Source organism: Hydrogenophaga sp. 2FB, from assembly GCF_005503365.1.
Classification (GTDB): Bacteria; Pseudomonadota; Gammaproteobacteria; order Burkholderiales; family Burkholderiaceae_C; genus Hydrogenophaga.
Genome location: NZ_SCML01000043.1, coordinates 1 through 16,225 on the forward strand (window position 1 = coordinate 1; position 16,225 = coordinate 16,225).

At 67.9% G+C, this 16,225-nt stretch carries 15 protein-coding genes; 2 read left to right on the forward strand and 13 right to left on the reverse strand.

What is annotated here, in order from left to right:
* Nucleotides 1-35: 35 nt before the first annotated feature.
* The 6 genes from FFS09_RS21755 to FFS09_RS21780 form a co-directional block, all read right to left on the reverse strand.
* A complete protein-coding gene (locus FFS09_RS21755; protein WP_137921005.1) occupies nt 36-1,091 on the reverse strand; it encodes an acyl-CoA dehydrogenase family protein in 1,056 nt (351 codons plus the stop codon).
* Nucleotides 1,088-2,236, reverse strand: coding sequence for an acyl-CoA dehydrogenase family protein (locus tag FFS09_RS21760; protein ID WP_137921006.1), 1,149 nt, complete (start codon nt 2,234-2,236; stop codon nt 1,088-1,090). The genes FFS09_RS21755 and FFS09_RS21760 overlap by 4 nt, the downstream gene beginning before the upstream one ends.
* Before the next feature lie 56 nt (nt 2,237-2,292).
* Nucleotides 2,293-3,468, reverse strand: a complete 1,176-nt coding sequence (locus tag FFS09_RS21765; protein ID WP_252374470.1) for a CaiB/BaiF CoA transferase family protein — start codon at nt 3,466-3,468, stop codon at nt 2,293-2,295.
* A 3-nt stretch (nt 3,469-3,471) separates the two neighbouring features.
* On the reverse strand, nt 3,472-4,446 hold the full coding sequence (locus FFS09_RS21770; RefSeq protein ID WP_137921007.1) for a Bug family tripartite tricarboxylate transporter substrate binding protein: 975 nt from the start codon (nt 4,444-4,446) through the stop codon (nt 3,472-3,474).
* A gap of 70 nt (nt 4,447-4,516) precedes the next feature.
* Nucleotides 4,517-5,023, reverse strand: a complete 507-nt coding sequence (locus tag FFS09_RS21775) for a hotdog family protein (RefSeq protein WP_252374471.1) — start codon at nt 5,021-5,023, stop codon at nt 4,517-4,519.
* A gap of 21 nt (nt 5,024-5,044) precedes the next feature.
* The gene (locus FFS09_RS21780) at nt 5,045-6,259 is read right to left on the reverse strand and encodes a CaiB/BaiF CoA transferase family protein (RefSeq protein WP_137921008.1); all 1,215 of its coding nucleotides are present in this window, start codon (nt 6,257-6,259) and stop codon (nt 5,045-5,047) included.
* A gap of 128 nt (nt 6,260-6,387) precedes the next feature.
* Here FFS09_RS21780 and FFS09_RS21785 point away from each other — a divergent pair, with 128 nt between their 5' ends.
* Entirely contained in the window at nt 6,388-7,281 is an 894-nt protein-coding gene (locus tag FFS09_RS21785) for a LysR family transcriptional regulator (protein ID WP_171020131.1), read from the forward strand.
* Here the strand turns inward: FFS09_RS21785 and FFS09_RS21790 are convergent.
* Nucleotides 7,278-10,046, reverse strand: a complete 2,769-nt coding sequence (locus FFS09_RS21790) for a winged helix-turn-helix domain-containing protein (RefSeq protein ID WP_137921010.1) — start codon at nt 10,044-10,046, stop codon at nt 7,278-7,280. The genes FFS09_RS21785 and FFS09_RS21790 overlap by 4 nt on opposite strands.
* A 133-nt stretch (nt 10,047-10,179) precedes the next feature.
* Here FFS09_RS21790 and FFS09_RS21795 point away from each other — a divergent pair, with 133 nt between their 5' ends.
* Complete coding sequence (locus FFS09_RS21795) at nt 10,180-11,142, forward strand: NAD(P)H-dependent flavin oxidoreductase (RefSeq protein ID WP_137921011.1); 963 nt, start codon at nt 10,180-10,182, stop codon at nt 11,140-11,142.
* A 59-nt stretch (nt 11,143-11,201) separates the two neighbouring features.
* Here the strand turns inward: FFS09_RS21795 and FFS09_RS21800 are convergent, their stop codons facing one another.
* The 6 genes from FFS09_RS21800 to FFS09_RS21825 are packed head-to-tail and all read right to left on the reverse strand — an operon-like array spanning nt 11,202 to nt 16,219.
* Nucleotides 11,202-12,422 (reverse strand): CaiB/BaiF CoA transferase family protein, encoded by a 1,221-nt coding sequence (locus FFS09_RS21800; RefSeq protein WP_137921012.1) that lies wholly within the window; start codon nt 12,420-12,422, stop codon nt 11,202-11,204.
* Between the two features lie 20 nt (nt 12,423-12,442).
* Nucleotides 12,443-13,435: a Bug family tripartite tricarboxylate transporter substrate binding protein gene (locus FFS09_RS21805; RefSeq protein ID WP_137921013.1), complete on the reverse strand. Its 993-nt coding sequence runs from the start codon at nt 13,433-13,435 to the stop codon at nt 12,443-12,445.
* A 35-nt stretch (nt 13,436-13,470) separates the two neighbouring features.
* A complete protein-coding gene (locus FFS09_RS21810) occupies nt 13,471-13,890 on the reverse strand; it encodes a MaoC family dehydratase (RefSeq protein WP_137921014.1) in 420 nt (139 codons plus the stop codon).
* A gap of 31 nt (nt 13,891-13,921) precedes the next feature.
* The gene (locus FFS09_RS21815) at nt 13,922-14,365 is read right to left on the reverse strand and encodes a MaoC family dehydratase N-terminal domain-containing protein (RefSeq protein WP_137921015.1); all 444 of its coding nucleotides are present in this window, start codon (nt 14,363-14,365) and stop codon (nt 13,922-13,924) included.
* A 42-nt stretch (nt 14,366-14,407) separates the two neighbouring features.
* Nucleotides 14,408-15,361 (reverse strand): Bug family tripartite tricarboxylate transporter substrate binding protein, encoded by a 954-nt coding sequence (locus FFS09_RS21820; protein WP_137921016.1) that lies wholly within the window; start codon nt 15,359-15,361, stop codon nt 14,408-14,410.
* 36 nt (nt 15,362-15,397) lie between these two features.
* Nucleotides 15,398-16,219: an SDR family NAD(P)-dependent oxidoreductase gene (locus FFS09_RS21825; protein WP_137921017.1), complete on the reverse strand. Its 822-nt coding sequence runs from the start codon at nt 16,217-16,219 to the stop codon at nt 15,398-15,400.
* Between the last annotated feature and the right edge of the window lie 6 nt (nt 16,220-16,225).

Genomic DNA, 16,225 nt, shown 5'->3' on the forward strand with positions numbered 1-16,225 from the left:
GGGTGGGTAACCCCGCCCGTCGGGGAGCCGGCCTGTCAGCCCCCTGCCGTCAGGTCCGCCCACAGCGCATGCCCGCCACGCTGGATGGCGGCGCGGCCGAGTTGGGCGGCCCAATGGGTATCGCTGCCGTACTCCGCGCGCCAGCACCACAGCCGGCGCGTCGAGAAGTGCAGCGAGTGCTCGTAGGTGAAGCCGATCGCCCCATGCACCTGGTGCGCGATCGCCGCGGCGGTGCTGGCCGCCTGTCCACAGATGACCTTCGCGATGGCGGCCTGCCGCCGCCAGTCGGCGCCCTCCATCGCGGCACATGCCGTGGACACCGCCATGCGCGCCGCCACCACCTGGTTGGCCATCAGGGCGATCTGCTGCTGCACCGCCTGGAACTTGCCGATCGGCTTGCCGAATTGAATGCGGTCGTTCGCGTACTGCACGGTCTGGTTCAGTATGCGTTCCAGCACGCCGGCCATGCGGATCGACTGTTGCAGCGCGCCCAGCGCCATGGGGTCGTCGAGGTCCCCGACGGCGCTTCGCTTGCCGGCCGCCAGCGCGGGCACACCGTGAAAGGACAGCGTGTCCCGCGGCTCGCTGGCAATGTTGGCATCCAGGCTGACGCCGGCACCGACCGTGGGCAGCAGCAGCCAGCGCAGCGTGTCGCCTTCTGCCACGGGCACGAGCACGTGTGTGAGGAACCTCCCCCACGGCGCCGTGACCTCGCCATCGAAGCGCCAGCCGCTGTCACCGTCGCGTTCGAGCAGCGGCTCGCCTTTCGGCAAGGCCAGCGACAGCGGGCCCTCGGGGAGCGGGATGCCGAGCCGGGTCAACACCCATCCCGCGACGGCGGTCTCCACGAAAGGCACCGGCGTCAGGTGCTTGCTCGCCGCCAGCAGCACGGGCAACGCCTCGCTCCACGAGGCAGCGGCGCCGCCGCTGTGTTCCGGCGCAAAGACGCGCGTCAGGCCCGTGCTTTCCAGGCTGGACCACAGCGGCTGTTGCCAGTCTCCCCCCTCCGCCGCCTCGACCTGGGCCAGCGTCACTTCATTGGAAAAAATGCGGCTGGCGCTGTCGGCCAGCATGGTTTCGAGTTCGGTCATCGCAGTCCCAGTCCTTTTGCAACAATGCCCCGCAGAATTTCGCGCGTACCACCCCGCACCGAGAACGCGACCGCGGCCTGGGTCAGGTGGGATTGCGTGCGCACCAGCGAGGAGCCAGCCACGCGCAACTCCGTGCCGAACAGCTGATGCGCGATCTCCGGCGTGCGCTGCTCCAGCAAAGCCCCCAGGTCCTTGACGTTCGACGTGGCCAGGCGCGGGTCCTTGCCTTCGCTCAGCATGTGGCCGATGCCGCGCGACATCGCGCGCAGGTTGCTCAGTTCGGCGACCAGGCGCCCGAGCTCGACGGTGTGATGGCGGTCCTCGGCATTCGCGTGGTCCAGCATCTCGGTGAGCAAGGAGATGCTGCTGAGGTAGCGGTCGGGGCCGCTGCGCTCGAAGGTCAACTCGGCGGTGACCTGCTCCCACCCCATGCCGGCCTGGCCCAGCAGGTTGTCGTCCGGCACGAAGACGTTGTCGAACACCACCTCGGCAAAGCTGTCGCTCCCGAGCATGTTCTTGATCGTGCGCACCGTGAGTCCCTCGGAGCGCATGTCGACCACGAACTGCGACAGACCGGCATGCCTGTTCTCGAGCCCCGGCGTCGTGCGCACCAGCGCGCTCATGAAGTGCGCCTTGGCCGCGAGCGAGGTCCAGATCTTGGCGCCGTTGATGAGCCAGCCGCCATCGACTTTGTCGGCTCGGGTGCGGATGGATGCCAGGTCGGAGCCCGAATCCGGCTCGCTCAAACCGATGCAGAAGAACACCTCGCCCCTGGCGATGCCCGGCAGGATGGCTTCGCACAGCGCGGGTGTCGCGTAGCGCATCAACAGCGGCCCGCACTGGCGCTCGGCCACCCAATGCGCGGACACGGGAGCCCCCGCCGCCAACAGTTCCTCCAGCACCACAAACCGCTCCAGCATGGGGCGCCCGCGCCCGCCGTAGCGCTTCGGCCATGTCATGCCAATCCAGCCCGCCTTGCCCAGTCGGCTGCTGAACTCGGCGCTGTACTCGCCCCACGAGCGGACCGCGCGCGGGGGCATGGCCGCCAGCGTCTCGGTCAGGAAGTGCCGTATGTCACGACGGACTTCCGACTGCGCCGACGTGCTGGTTGCCGGATTGATCTTGATGCTGTCTGCAATGTCCATGTCGGGTTCTTCTCATGTCGATGGAATGGATGTCTTGGGCGCCACGGACGCCTGCTTCAGGCGAAAACGCCTCGCGAGCGCCAATGCCCCAGCGCGTCGTCGTTGAGCCAGCCGTGCAGGGCTTCGCGCACCGGGGTGTCTTCGGCCTTGCGGGGTGCCGCGGGCGTGGACGGTGGCGTGCGGCTGAACCGCGGCGCCGGGGCAGGCTGGCGCACGCCGCCGACATCGATGAAGCTGCCGCGCGCCTTCAGGTGCGGATGGTTCGGCGCCTCCTCCAGAGTCAGCACCGGTGCGAAGCACGCGTCGGTGCCTTCCAGGCGCGCGATCCAGTCGGCCCGGGTGCGGCGGCGAAAGGTCTCGGCCAGCACAGTGCGCAGCGCCGGCCAGCGGGAGGGATGGCGCAACTCGGCCGTGACGGGATCCAGTTCGAGACGGGCCACCAGCTCGTTGAAGAATCTCGACTCGAGTGGGCCGATGGAAATCCACAAATCGTCCTTGCACGGGTAGACGTCGTAGAACGGCGCCCCGCTGTCGAGCAGGTTGGTGCCGCGCTCTGGTCGCCAGATGCCGGCGGCGCGCATGCCGAACAGCCCCGCCGCCAGCGACAGGGTGCCGTCCACCGTGGCGCCATCGACGACCTGTCCCAAGCCGGACTGCCGTGCCTCCATGACCGCCGCCAGAATGCCCAGGGCCATATACAGAGCCGCGCCAGCGCCATCGCCGACGAGGGCCAGGGGTGGCGTCGGTGGCTGCCCCTGGCGGCCGATGGCATCGAGCACGCCGGTGATGGCGATGTAGTTGATGTCGTGCCCCGCCGATTGCGCGAGCGGGCCGGTCTGACCCCAGCCCGTCAGGCGTGCGTACACGAGCTTCGGGTTGCGCGTGGTGCAGTCCTGCGGGCCCAGCCCCATGCGCTCGGTCACGCCGGGTCGAAAGCCCTCCACCATCACGTCGGCGCTCGCCACGAGGTCCAGCACGAGTTCGATCGCATCGGGGTGTTTCAGGTCGAGCGCCAGGGCATCGCTGCCGCGCAGTCCGGCGTCGGATTCGCGCGGACGGGGCACCCCCAGCTCGATGGGCGTTCTTCGCTCGATCCTCAGTACCGTCGCTCCCAGATCGGCCAGCACCGTGCAGGCTTTGGCGACGGGGCCCGCGCTGGCCAGCTGGACGATGCGAAGCCCTGAAAGCGGGCCTTGTTTGCTCGAATTCATGGTGTGGCGGGTCACGTCCATGTGTCAGTCAACCGAGACTTGAGCGATGCGCGCGATCTTGCTGTAGCGCTCGATCTCGATGCTGGTCCATTCGGCAAACTGCTGCGGGGTGGATGTGACCACCCTGACGCCTTGCTGGCCCAGCGCGTGCTTCACGCTGTCGTCCTCCAGCGAGGCGATCAAGGCCTTGCTGAGGCGCTCCACGATCGGCGTCGGTGTGCCGGCGGGCGCGTAGATCCCGTTCCAGCCGGTGTTCTGGTATCCCGGCAGCAACGACTCGGCGAGCGTCGGCACGTCTTTCAACAACGGATCGCGCGCGGCGGATGTCACCGCAATGGCCCGCACGCGACCGGCTTGTATGTGAGGGAGCGCGGAACTCAGCGCGTCGAACGCGAACTGCACCTGGCCGCTGGCCAGGTCCGTCAAGGCCGGTGCCGTGCCCTTGTACGGAACGTGCACCGCGCTCGCGCCAGTGGTTCGCAGCAGCGCTTCCATCTGCAAGTGGCTGCCGTTGCCGATGCCGCCGGAGGCATAGGACAGCTTGCCCGGATGGGCCTTCAGGTAGGCCACCAGCTGTCTGGCATCCTTGGCCGGCACGTCGGGGTTGACGAGCAGCACCGCGTTGATGCTGATCGTCTGGCCCACCGCGGCGAGGTCCCTGCGGGGATCGATGCGCGAATTCTTCTGGACCGCCATGTTGGTGGCAATGCCGGCGGAGTGATAGAGCAGCGTGTAGCCGTCGGGCAGGGAACGCACGACGTATTCGGTGGCAATCGCGCCGTTCGCACCGGCCCGGTTGTCCACCACCACGGACTGCCCGAGCTCCTGGCCGACACGGGCGCCGATGAGCCGCGCCACCACATCGGTCGGACCGCCGGCGGCATAGGGCACCACGAGGCGAATCGGTCTGGTCGGCCAGTTCTGCTGACCGAGCACGGGCACAGACAGGACAGCGGCGGCACCACCGCCCGCGCAGATGAGAAATTGACGGCGTTTCATAAATGTCTCCAGTGTCTTTTGTGGGTTTTCAAACTTCAACGGAAAGGATCTCTGACGCGCCGCCCGCCGCTCAGGGTGTCGACCGCATGGAAAGCAGTCGTTTGGTCTCGTACGTGATGACGCAGGTGCCGTGCTGGTTGACGATCGAGATGCGCGACGTCACGATCGCGCGGGCCACCTCGCGTGTCGGCCGCACTTCGACGATTTCCACGACGGCCTGAATGGTGTCGCCCACCTGAACCGGCTTGTGCATGACCTGGTGCGACTCGAGCAATGCGAGCCCTGTGCCCGCCAGCAAGCCGGGGATCACCATGCCTTCGACCATCGCGTATGTCAGGGCACCGGGCACGGCACGGCCCTTCACCTTCAAGACGCTGGTGCTGGGCGCTTCGTTGAGAAAGCCTTCCACGAACAAGCCGCTCAGACCGATGAAGTTCACCAGGTCGGTCTCGGTGATGGTGCGGCGGATGGTCTTGAAACGCTGTCCAGGTTCGAGTTGATCCGCATGCCGCCCTCGTTGCAAGGGGGTGGCCTCGTCGATCATGTCGGACGCGCGGGGTTCGGTGGATGTAAGCATGGGCGGTGTCTCCTGGGGACTTCAGTGCGTGGTTTCTTTCGCGGCGCCGGAACGCAGCAAGGCATCGATCTGTGAGGGCTCGAAGCCCGCCTCGGCCAGCACATGCCGGGTGTCCTCGCCCAGCCGGCGCGCCGTGCGAATGCGAGGCGCCGCGCCGTTGAAGCGCACGCCGCTGCTGGAAAGGCTGGCCGCGCCCTTTCCGTCGGCGTCTTCCACGTGCTGGAACAGGCCCACCGCGCGCAAATGCGGATCGTCGGACAAGCCCTCCAGCGTGATGACCGGGCCGACCGGAATGTCGAGGCGGCGCAAGATGTCGAGCCACTCCTGCGAGGTGCGCCGGGCAATGACCTCCGCCACCAGCGTCAACAGCGCCTCGATGTTCCGCGTGCGCGCGGCCATGTCGGTAAACCTCGGGTCGGACACCAGTTCCGGATGGCCCAGTTCATTGAAGAAGCGGTGCCATTGCGCCGTGCTGTAGGGCATCACACAGAGATGGCCATCCAGCGTGCGATAGGGACGGCGCCAACGCGCGAGCACCCGCGAGTAGCCCACCTCGCCTTCGGGCGGAACGAAGGCGTGGCCGACACGGTGTTCGAGCAGCGTGAAGTCGACCATGCATTCGAACATGGGCACTTCGACATGCTGCCCTTGTCCGGTGCGCTCGCGCGCCAGCACGGCCGTCAGGATCGCCTGGGCGCCGATCAGGCCGCACACCTTGTCCGCCGCCACCGTCGGCAGGTACTGTGCCTCGCCGGTCTGGCGCTGCATCAGGTCGGCCAGGCCGCACATGCCCTGGATGATGTCGTCATAGGCCGGCAGGCCGCTGTATGGACCGTCTTCCGAAAAACCCGTCAGGCTGGCATAGACCAGGCGCGGGAAGCGCTCGCACAGCGTTTCGGGGTCCAGCCCCATGGCTCGCATCTTGTGCGGACGGATGTTGTGCATGAACACGTCCGCACCTTCCAGGAGTTTCAGGAGCGCGTCCCGCGCCGCGGGCTGCTTGAGGTCCAGCACGACGCTGCGCTTGTTTCGATTGAGCGTCAGGAAGCTGCCCGCCATGCCGGGTTCTCGAGAGACGCCGCCGTGGCGGGTGGTATCACCCTCCGGCGCTTCGACCTTGATCACGTCGGCGCCATGGTCGGCCAGCCAACGGCTGGCGTAGGGACCGAACAGCACGGTGCTCAGATCGATGACGCGAATGCCCTGCAAAGGAAGGTGAGTCGAGGAAGCATGCATGGTGCGCGTCGGGTCTGTGTTGAACGGTGGGCCGGGTGTGTGAAGTGACTCTACGGTTTGGTCCCCGATTGATCCAATACCGATTTGTTGATGGTTGATATACTTTTTTTATCAACGAGGAGATGCCCGTGGAACTCAGACAACTGCGTCACTTCATCGCGCTCGCGGAGACGCTCAACTTTCATCGCGCAGCAGAGCGTCTGCACATTGCCCAGCCGGCGCTGTCGATCTCCATCCGCCGCCTCGAAGAGGATCTGGGCGTGCCCTTGTTCGAGCGTGGACGCGGCGGCACGGTGCTCTCGGCCGCCGGCGCCGCGGCGCTGCCCGAGGCCATTCGAACGCTCCAGCAGGCCGAGCAATTGCAGTCCAGGGCCCGCGCGGGCATGAAGGGCGATGTCGGCGTGGTGCACGTGTGCTTCGTGGGAAGCGCCACCTACGCACTGCTGCCCAAGGTGCTGGCCGAACTGCGAAGCGAGCATCCCGGCATACGCACACAGCTGCACGAGTCGACCACCACCGCCATCGTCACCGGACTGATCAAGAAACGGTTCGACATCGGCATCGTCCGCTACCCCCTTCGCTCCCCACCGGACATGGTGATGGAGCTGCTGGACCGCGACAGCTTCCACGTCGCACTGCCACCCGGCCACCGGTTCGCCCGGCGCAGACACATTGCCCTGTCCGAGCTGGCGAACGATCCCTTCGTGATGGCCCCGACGGAGTCCAGCGACGCGAAGCAAAACCTCGGCTTGTACGCCTGCCAGCTGGCGGGCTTCGTGCCACAGATTGCCCAGGAAGCCACCCAGCTGCAGACGATCGTGTGTCTGGTCGAGAGCGGCGTTGGCGTCGCCCTGGTGCCTTCAGGCGTGATCAGGAGCATTCAGTCGCGCGTGACGATCCGGCCGTTGTCGGACATCGCAGACCGGCTTCCGATGGGACTGGCATTGCTCTATCCCAAGGGAGGTCTTCGTCCCGCTGTGGCGCAGTTTCGGGACATCGCAAAAAAAGCGTCCTCGCACTAGGAAACGCCCAGATCGCGCATGCGCTCCACGACCTCGTCACGCCCGGTCACGCCCAGCTTGCCGTAGCAGTTCTTGAGGTGCCACTTGACGGTGTCGAGCGACAGGTTCAGCACGCGCGCGATCTTCTTGTTCGGCATGGCCTGCAGCAACAGATGCACGATCTCGACCTCGCGCGGGCTCAGGCTGGCGAAGGCCTGGGCCCGGGCCGCGCGGCCCTGGTGTTCGTTCGCTGGCCTGGCGGCCTGCGGCTGGTCGCGCGCGGCGGCCACGAGACGTTCGGCGTAGAAGCCGAGCACGGGATCGTCCTGCACGTCCTCGACCGCCTGGCGCAGCAGATCGGGCACGTCTTCGTGCGCGTCGAGCAGCGTGCGCACCAGGCCCAACCGATGGCCCAACCGCAGGGCTTCGCGCACATGCTGGCACGCCTTGTCGGCTTCACCCAGCTTGCGCCGCACCACCGCCGCTTGCAGGTGCAGGAACGGGATGCGGCGCACGCGCCCCCGCTGGAGGCAGAGCGCGGACAAGGCATCGAGCCGCGCCAGCGCCGATTGCAGGTGGCCCGCGTGCATGTCCATCTCGATGCGCGCGCGCTCGGCTGCCACCCGGATCTCGCTGAGGGCGCCGATGTCGACATCGGCGTGGCGCGCGTCGAGCACCTCGAGCGCGGCCATGTGCTCGCGCGCGATGGCCACCTCGTTGCGCCGTAGCTGGAAGCGCAGTTGCTCCAGCAGGCAGTAGGTGCGCACGCGGTCCAGCCTCTTGCGCTCGGCGTAGTCGTCGATCTGCTCCACGTAAGCCAGCGCATCGAGCGGCCGGCCGGCGAGCCAGTTCGCACGCCCCATCACGAGCATGACGCGCACCACCGTGTCCGGCATCGAGACGCGCTCCAGTACGTCCAGCCGCCCTTCCAGCAATCGCAGCGCGCCCGCGCCATCGTTGAGTTCGTACAGCACCTCGCCCAACAGGCCGGCCGCCAGGCTGCCGGCGTCGGCACAGCTCGCGCCGCGGCGGTCGGCCTCGAACAGCACGTCGCGGTAGATGCGCTCGGCCTGGATCACCTGCCCCTCCACCGCATGGGCCAGACCGAGCAGGCAGCGCCCGGCCAGCACACCGAAGGGCGTGCTCAGCAAGGGCTGGCCATCGGTACGTGGCAGCGCTTCGAGTTGCACGAGACGCGCCAGCTCGTAGTCACCCCGGTAGATGTGGATCCAGGTCAGCAGGTTGCGCCGCCCGATGAGCGCGATCACGTCGGCACCGGCGGGCGCCTCCCGCAGCTCGGGCAGGATCGCCATGGCCGCGGCGGTGTCGTCGCACTGCACCGCATACAGGCCGCGCAACAACGTCAGCCGGAAGCGCGACACCGGGTCCGCGTCGGCCATGTCGCGCTGCAGCTGCGCGATACTGCGCGCGCAATCGTCCAGGCGGCGTTCGTACACCTGCACCCAGGCCATCCACAACCGCAGGCCCGTGCGTTCCTGCAGCAGCGCATCGGGCAACTGGCGCACGAGCCCCACAAGTCGGCGCAGCCGGCCTTGCACGAACAGGTCGGTGGCGCAGCCCTCGACGAGATCGGCCGCGGCTTGCGCTTCCCCGGCCTGCAACGCGTGGTGCACGGCGTCGTGCGGCATGCCGTGGTCGGCAAACCAGTGCCAGGCGATGGTGTGCAAGCGGCGAAGCTCGGCCTTCGGCAGCGCGTCGAGGCGCGCCAGCACCACGTCGCGCAACAAGGGGTGCAGTCGCCACCAGCCCTCGGGGTAGCGCGGGCCGGCCGGCACCATGAAGAAGCCCTGGCTTTCGAGCCGCGCCAGGGGATCCGCCGACGCCGAGGACAAGGTCTGGCCATCCTGCAAGGCCTCACACAGCGCGGCGTTGAAATGCTCGGGCAATGCGCAGCGCACGAAGAAGCGCAGGTCGGCGGGCGACAGCTGGGACAGCACGGCCTGGTCGAAGTAGCGCGCGAAAGTCTGCGGATCGCGCACGTGTTCGTCGATCGGCGTCCGGCCATGCACTTGCGGGCCACCATGCTGGCGCCGCAGGTCCATGCACAGCAGCTTCAGGCCCGCGGCCCAACCGTCCGTGAGCGCGTGCAGCGCGCGCGCCTGCCGCTCGTCGGCGCCGTCGAGCAGACCTTCCACGAGCTGCGCCGACTCCTCGGGCGTGAAGCGCAACATGTCGAAGCCGATTTCCATCAGCTGCCCCTGGTCGCGCAGGCGCGCCAGCGAGAGCGGCAGCGGATGGCGCGAAGCGAACACGCACAACAGGTTCGGCGGGCCATGGTCCAGCAGCAGTTGCAGCGCACCGACGATGCGCTCGTCGTGCAGGTGGTGGGCGTCGTCGAACACCAGCGCCACATCGTGCCGGTGCGCGGCCATGCCGCGCACGAGCGCGATCGCGATGCTCTCGATGGCCTCGGCGCCGTTGCCGCGGCCGGCGAGGATGGCGGCGTCCCGCACCATGCCGGCATCGATCTCCGACAAGGCCACGAGCAGCGCATCGATGAAGGTGGCGACATCGTCGTCGCCAGGGCCGAGGGCCACCCACGCCACGTCGACCCCGGCCGCCACGAGTTCGCGGCGCCAGGCGCCAAGCACCGTGGTCTTGCCGCAGCCGGCCGGCCCCTGCAGCACGGCGCAGCGGCGATCGCGCGCCTGCTTGAGCGCGTCGGTCAGGCGCGGCCGCGCGATGCCGCGCGCGTCGGTGCGCGAGGCCCGTGGCTTCGATTCGGTCACCATGTCTGCCGGGGTGTGCCCGCGCTTGGCGCTCATGTCTGTGTGCTCTTTCGAACGTTGTCTCACCCGTCGGCGATTGTGCCGCCACGCGGCCCTACCCCTCTGGGGTGGGGACTCCGCGGCGGCGTCCTGATGTACTTGAGGCTCGATTCGTCACACAAAGGTTCCCATGAACAAGAGCACTCTGTTACAGCAATTGCGTCTGCCGGTCGTGGCGTCTCCGATGTTCATCGCCAGCGGCGTCGACCTCGTCGTCGCGCAATGCAAGGCGGGCATTGTCGGCTCGTTTCCATCGCTCAACGCTCGGCCGGCGGCGGAACTCGACCGCTGGATCGAACGCATCCAGGCCGCGCTGGCCGAGCACGACCGCGGGCACCCGGGCGCCCCCGCCGCTCCCTACGCGGTCAACCTGATCCTGCACAAGACCAACGACCGCCTGGCCAACGACATCGCGGCCTGCGTGCGCCACCGCGTCCCGATCGTCATCACCTCGGTGGGCGACCCCTCGGCGGTGGTGGAGGCCGTGCATGGCTACGGTGGCCTGGTGTTCCACGACGTCATCCACCAGCGCCACGCGCGCAAGGCCGCGAAGGCCGGTGTCGACGGGTTGATCCTGGTCTGCAACGGCGCGGGCGGCCACGCCGGTCGCCTGTCGCCGTTTGCGCTGGTGAGCGAGGTGCGCAGCTGGTTCGATGGCCTGGTGCTGCTGGGTGGCGCGATCTCGACCGGCGACCACATCCTGGCCGCGCGGGCCATGGGTGCCGACCTCGCCTACATGGGCACGCGCTTTCTCGCCACGCCCGAAGCCAACGTGCAGCCCGAATACAAACAGGCGGTGCTGGACGCCACGGCCGAAGGCGTGATCTACACCGACCTGTTCTCCGGCGTGCATGCAAACTACCTGCGCAGCAGCGTGGCGGCCTGCGGCTACGACCCGGACCGCTTGCCGCCCAAGGGCGAACACGGCGAGAACTTCGGCTCCGAGAGCATGGCCACCAGCAAGGTGTGGCGCGACATCTGGTCCGCCGGCCAGGGCGTGGGCAGCATCCACGCCATCGAGCCGACCGGGCAACTGGTGGCCGAGCTGCAGCGCGGCTACAGCGCCGCGCGGCAGCGCGTCGCGGCGCCATGAACGACAACGCCGGCCCGCGAAGGGCCGGCGCTGGTGCCTGCGCCTGTGCTTCAGGTGTTTCAGATCACGCCCGCGCGCTGCATCCGCTCCAGCTGCGCGGCATCCATGCCCAGCAACTCGCCCAACACGTCGTGCGTGGCATTGCCCAGTGACGGTGGCGCCAGGCGCACGGGCAGCCGGTCGCCATCGAAACGGTAGGGCGGCGCCATCACATCCGTGTGCCCGGACACGGGATGCGGTTGCCGCGTGACCAGGCCGCTGCGTTCCACGCGGGGCGAGGTCATCGCGTCGTACAGGCCCAGCACCTCACCGCAGGGAATGCCGACCGCGCTCATGCGTTCGAGCAGCACGGCGCGCGGCTGGCCACGGACTTCGCGGCGCAGCTCGGGCACCAGTGCCTCCCGGTTCTCGGTGCGTTTCACGTTGGTGCTGAAGCGCTCGTCCGCCAGCAGATCGGGGCGCTGGATCACGTCGGTGCAGAAGCGCTCGAACTGTGCGCTGTTGCCGACGGCGATGATTAGCTGGCCGTCCTGCGCATCGAACACGCCGTAAGGCACGATCGAGGGATGCTGGTTGCCGAAGCGCTCGGGGTCCTTCTTCTGGAGCAGAGCGTCGAGCCCGTAGTACACGCTGATCATGAGACCGCAGTCGAACAGCGCCATCTCCAGGTGCCGCCCACGGCCGGTGCGCTGGCGGTCGAACAGCGCGGCCAGCACGGCCTGGCTCGAGTACATGCCGGTCATGATGTCCACGACAGCGACGCCAAACTTCAGGGGTTCCTGGCTGGCCTCGCCGTTGATCGACATCAGGCCGGACTCGCCCTGCACGACGAGGTCGTAGCCCGGCCGCTCGCGCTCGGGGCCGTGGCGGTCGTAGCCCGAGATCGAGCAGTAGACGATGTCGGGCTTGAGCGCCTTGATGCGCTCGTAGTCCAGGCCCATTTTCTCGACGCCGCCGTACTTGAAGTTCTGCAGCACGACGTCGCACTGGCTGGCGAGCTGGCGCACCAGTGCCTGTCCTTCTTCGGTCTGCAGGTTCACCGTGACGGAGCGCTTGTTGCGGTTGGCCGAATTGAAATAGGTGGTCTCGGTGCCGCCCGCGCGAATGCCCCAGTCGCGCGTGTCGTCGCCGCGTTCGGGGTGTTCGATCTTGATGACTTCGGCCCCCAGGTCGCCGAGCACCATGCCGCACAGCGGCCCCGCCAGCACGCGCGACAAATCCAGCACGCGAATGCCCGACAAGGGCAGCTTGCCCGCGGCGTTCGCCGTTTGTTGTTCCATCACAGTCTCCCGGTGTGTGTCTATTGCGCGGTGGCGCCACTGATCTTCACGAGCTTGCCCCAGACCGCCGTGTCTTCCTTGATCTGCCGTGCAAAGTCCGCGCGGCCGATCGCATCGGTGTCGACGCCCAGGTCTCGCATCTTCGCCTGCACCTCGGGACGCTGGAGCACGGCGGCCAGCGCCCGCGCGAGCTGGTCCGCAATGGGTGCCGGCGTCCTGGCCGGCGCGAACACGCCCCACCAGCTCGAACTCTCGAACGGAATGCCCTGCTCCGACAAGGTCGACATCTCGGGCAGCAACGCGGAGCGTGCGGACCCGGTCACGCCCAGCGCCTTGATGCGCCCGGCCTTCAGGAACGGCATCGCGGCACCGACGGACGCCACACCGACCTGCATCTCGCCACCGATCAGCGCCTGCAGGACGGGGGCCTCGCCCTTGTAGGCCACCTGTTCCGTCTTGATCCTGGCGTGCTGGCCGACACTCTCCATCGTCAGATGGCCACCCGAACCGACACCCCAAGCCGCGTACATCAAGGGCGCGCCCTGCTGCCGGGCCCGCGCCAGCAAACCCTGCATGTCGTGAACCGGGAGGCTGGGGTTGGCGACGATGATCAGCGGCGATTGCGCGACCCGGCCGATCGGCACGAAGTCCTGCTCGGGCTTGTACGCCAGGTCCTTGTACAGCGAAGGGGCGATCGCGTGCGTGGCGGTGATGCCCATGACCAGCGTGTAGCCATCGGGTGTCGCGCGCGCGGCGCGCGCCACGCCCAGCGTGCCGGCCGCGCCCGTGATGTTCTCGACGATGACCGTGCCCTTGAGTTCCTGCCCCATCCCTTGCGCCACCAGGCGGGAGAGCGCATCGGTCGACCCGCCGGGTGCGTACGGGACGATGAATTTGATCGGTTTGTCGCCCGGAAACTCGGCCGTCTGCGCGTGCGCGAGCGGGACGCCGAGCGTGGCCAGCCCCAGTGCCGCGCAGAGCGCGTGGCGGCGTGAAGACAAGAGCGTGGTCATGGTGCGGGTCTCCTGTGTGGCGGTTTTTCTGTTGTTCAGCTCAGGGCCAGCACGGCTTCGCCGACGATCTTGTCTTCGCCGTGCTGGTTGCTGCACTTGAGCTCCACCCGCACGCGCTGCTCGCCGTCGGCCTCGAACTTCTCGGCGATGCGGCCGGTGACGGTGGGCTCGTGCCCCAGCTGGGTGATGCCGGTGAAGCGCATCGAGAGCGCGCGCACCTGCGGTTGCGCCACCCAGTCGGTGACGATGCGCGCGACATAGGCGGCCGACAGCATGCCGTGCGCGAACACGTCGGGCATGCGCGACTGGCGCGCGAAGTCGATGTCGATGTGGATCGGGTTGTGGTCACCGGACGCGCCCGCGTACAGCGCGAGCGTGGTGCGGTTGATGGGCGCCACGCGCAGCGCCGGGAGCGTGTCGCCGACGTTGACGTCTTTGAATGAGGGAATGGGCATCTCGAGGGTCTCCTTCAACTGTTCAGATGGTTCAGCCGTTGCGTTGCACCAGCGCGCAGCGCAGATCGGCCACGTGCTCGCCCTTCTGGTTGGTGACGCGCGTCGCGTTCACGACGAATTGCAGCGCGCCGCCCTTCTTCTCGTAGACATCGGCGACCTGGGTCTCGAAGCTCAGGGTGTCGCCGGCATAGGCCATGCGGTGGTACGCGAACGATTGCTCGGCGTGCAGCAGGCGCGCCAGGTCCATTTGCAGCGTCTCCAGCATAACGGGCAGGTTGGAGAACTCGCTGTTCATGCACATCAGGAAGGTGGGCGGCACCGGCAGCGACGGGTGGCCCGCGGCGCGCGCGGCGACCTCGTCGCTGTACACGGGGTCAAGCTGGCCTGTGGCCTTGGCGAAGAAGCGCAGGCGCCCTTTCTCCACTTCGCTGGTGCCCTCGTTGAGCTTGCGGCCGATCAATGATTTGTCTGGCATTTCGGTTGTCCTGTCGGGGTTGTGGAATCGGAAACGTGGCGCTCACTTGACCGGCGCGGCAAACGCCCGCAGGGTCTGGACCCACCACACGTATTCGCGCTGCACCTCGCGCAAGGCCTGCTCGGGTGTGCTGCCGTCCGGCACGCTGCCGGTCTGCGTGAACTGTTCGCGCACATCGGGCTGCGCGAGCACGGCCACGACGTCGCGCGAGAGCTTCTCCACCACCGCGGGTGGCGTGCGCGCCGGCGCGAAGACCTTGACCCAGGCGTCGCGGTCGCAGTTGTCGATGCCGGCTTCCGCAAAGGTCGGCACAGCGGGCAGCAGCGGCGAGCGGCGCGCGCTGCAGACGGCCAGCATGCGCGCCTTGCCCGAATCCTGTGCGCGCTTGGCGTTGTTGCCGCTCAGAAAGCCGGTCTTCAAGTGACCGCCCAGCAGCGCCGTGAGGATGGGGTTGTCACCGTTGAACGGCACGTGGACCATCTCCACCTGGGCCACCCTCTTGATGTGCTCGCCGATGTAATTCGTCGAGGTGCCGTCGCCGTGCGAGCCGTAGTCGAGTGACTGGCCGGTGCGAGCCGCCGCGAGCACGGCCTTGAGGTCGCCCGCCGGTGCCGCGGCGCTCGCCACGTAGACGATGGGTGTGGTGAAGAGCCCGGAGACGGGCACGAGATCGCGCAGCGTTCGGTACGAAACCGTTGGCCGCGTGATCTCGGTCGAGACGAGGATCGCCGCATGCACCAGCAAGGTGTGCCCGTCGGGCGTACTGCGCACCACGTGCTCGGTGCCGATCGCGCCGGTGGCGCCCGGCCGGTTCTCGACCACCACGGTCTGGTTCCAGCGCGTTTGCAGCTTCGCGGCCAGGACGCGCGTGGCGGCGTCGACACCCCCACCGGCCTGGAACGGAACGACCAGCGTCACCGGCCGGTCGGGGAAGGCCCACGCGGTGCCCATGAGGGACGCGGCGAGCACGGCCATGCCTGCGATCTTGAATCTCATCTCATGTCTCCGGCTGCTTGTTGTGGACCGCGGCGTTCAGATGCCGCCGGAGACGGCGATGACCTGGCCGGTGATGTAGTCGGACTCCGGCCCGCAATACAGCGAGACGCCGGCCGCCGCCTCTTGCGCCGTGCCGGGGCGGCCCAGCGGGCAGCGCATGGCGTGGCTCTTGAGCAGTTCGGGGTTCAGGCCCACGCGCAAGTTCTTGCCTTCGATGTTGACGGTGGCGCCGCCATCGGCATCGGTGTCGGTCAGGCGCGTCGTGATCAGACCGAAGGCGACGCAGTTCACGTTGACCTTCATCCGGCCCCATTCCTTGGCCAGCGTCTTGGTCAGGCCCACCATGCCGGCCTTGGCCGCGGCGTAGTTGGATTGGCCGGGGTTGCCGTTGAGGCCCGCGTTGGAGGAGATGTTCACGACCTTGCGGAACACCTCGCGGCCTTCGGCGGCTTCCTTCTTCGCGGCCGCGCTGATCACCGGGTACGCGGCGCGCAGAATCTGGAACGGCGCCGTCAGGTGGCAATTGATGATGGCGTGCCACTGCTCGTCGGTCATCTTCTGGATCACGTTGTCCCAGGTGTAGCCGGCGTTGTTGACGATGATGTCGACGCCGCCAAAGCTGTCGACCGCGGTCTTGATGAAGCGCTCGGCGAAGTCGGGCGCGGTGACGCTGCCCACGCAGGCCACGGCATCCACGCCCTGGCCTTTGAGCAGGGCCACCGTTTCGTGCGCGGGTTCCGCGTCGAGGTCGTTGATGACGAGCCGCGCGCCATCGGACGCGAGCTTGAGTGCGAGTGCCTGGCCGATGCCGCGGCCCGAGCCCGTGACGAGGGCGACCTTGCCGTCGAGTTTCTTCATGATTGG

Bases quoted from the DNA above. Each gene is read 5' to 3' on its own strand.
- FFS09_RS21755 (WP_137921005.1), bottom strand. From the start codon at position 1,091: ATGACCGAACTCGAAACCATGCTGGCCGACAGCGCCAGCCGCATTTTT.
- FFS09_RS21760 (WP_137921006.1), bottom strand. From the start codon at position 2,236: ATGGACATTGCAGACAGCATCAAGATCAATCCGGCAACCAGCACGTCG.
- FFS09_RS21765 (WP_252374470.1), bottom strand. From the start codon at position 3,468: ATGGACGTGACCCGCCACACCATGAATTCGAGCAAACAAGGCCCGCTT.
- FFS09_RS21770 (WP_137921007.1), bottom strand. From the start codon at position 4,446: ATGAAACGCCGTCAATTTCTCATCTGCGCGGGCGGTGGTGCCGCCGCT.
- FFS09_RS21775 (WP_252374471.1), bottom strand. From the start codon at position 5,023: ATGCTTACATCCACCGAACCCCGCGCGTCCGACATGATCGACGAGGCC.
- FFS09_RS21780 (WP_137921008.1), bottom strand. From the start codon at position 6,259: ATGCATGCTTCCTCGACTCACCTTCCTTTGCAGGGCATTCGCGTCATC.
- FFS09_RS21790 (WP_137921010.1), bottom strand. From the start codon at position 10,046: ATGAGCGCCAAGCGCGGGCACACCCCGGCAGACATGGTGACCGAATCG.
- FFS09_RS21795 (WP_137921011.1), top strand. From the start codon at position 10,180: ATGAACAAGAGCACTCTGTTACAGCAATTGCGTCTGCCGGTCGTGGCG.
- FFS09_RS21800 (WP_137921012.1), bottom strand. From the start codon at position 12,422: ATGGAACAACAAACGGCGAACGCCGCGGGCAAGCTGCCCTTGTCGGGC.
- FFS09_RS21805 (WP_137921013.1), bottom strand. From the start codon at position 13,435: ATGACCACGCTCTTGTCTTCACGCCGCCACGCGCTCTGCGCGGCACTG.
- FFS09_RS21810 (WP_137921014.1), bottom strand. From the start codon at position 13,890: ATGCCCATTCCCTCATTCAAAGACGTCAACGTCGGCGACACGCTCCCG.
- FFS09_RS21815 (WP_137921015.1), bottom strand. From the start codon at position 14,365: ATGCCAGACAAATCATTGATCGGCCGCAAGCTCAACGAGGGCACCAGC.
- FFS09_RS21820 (WP_137921016.1), bottom strand. From the start codon at position 15,361: ATGAGATTCAAGATCGCAGGCATGGCCGTGCTCGCCGCGTCCCTCATG.
- FFS09_RS21825 (WP_137921017.1), bottom strand. From the start codon at position 16,219: ATGAAGAAACTCGACGGCAAGGTCGCCCTCGTCACGGGCTCGGGCCGC.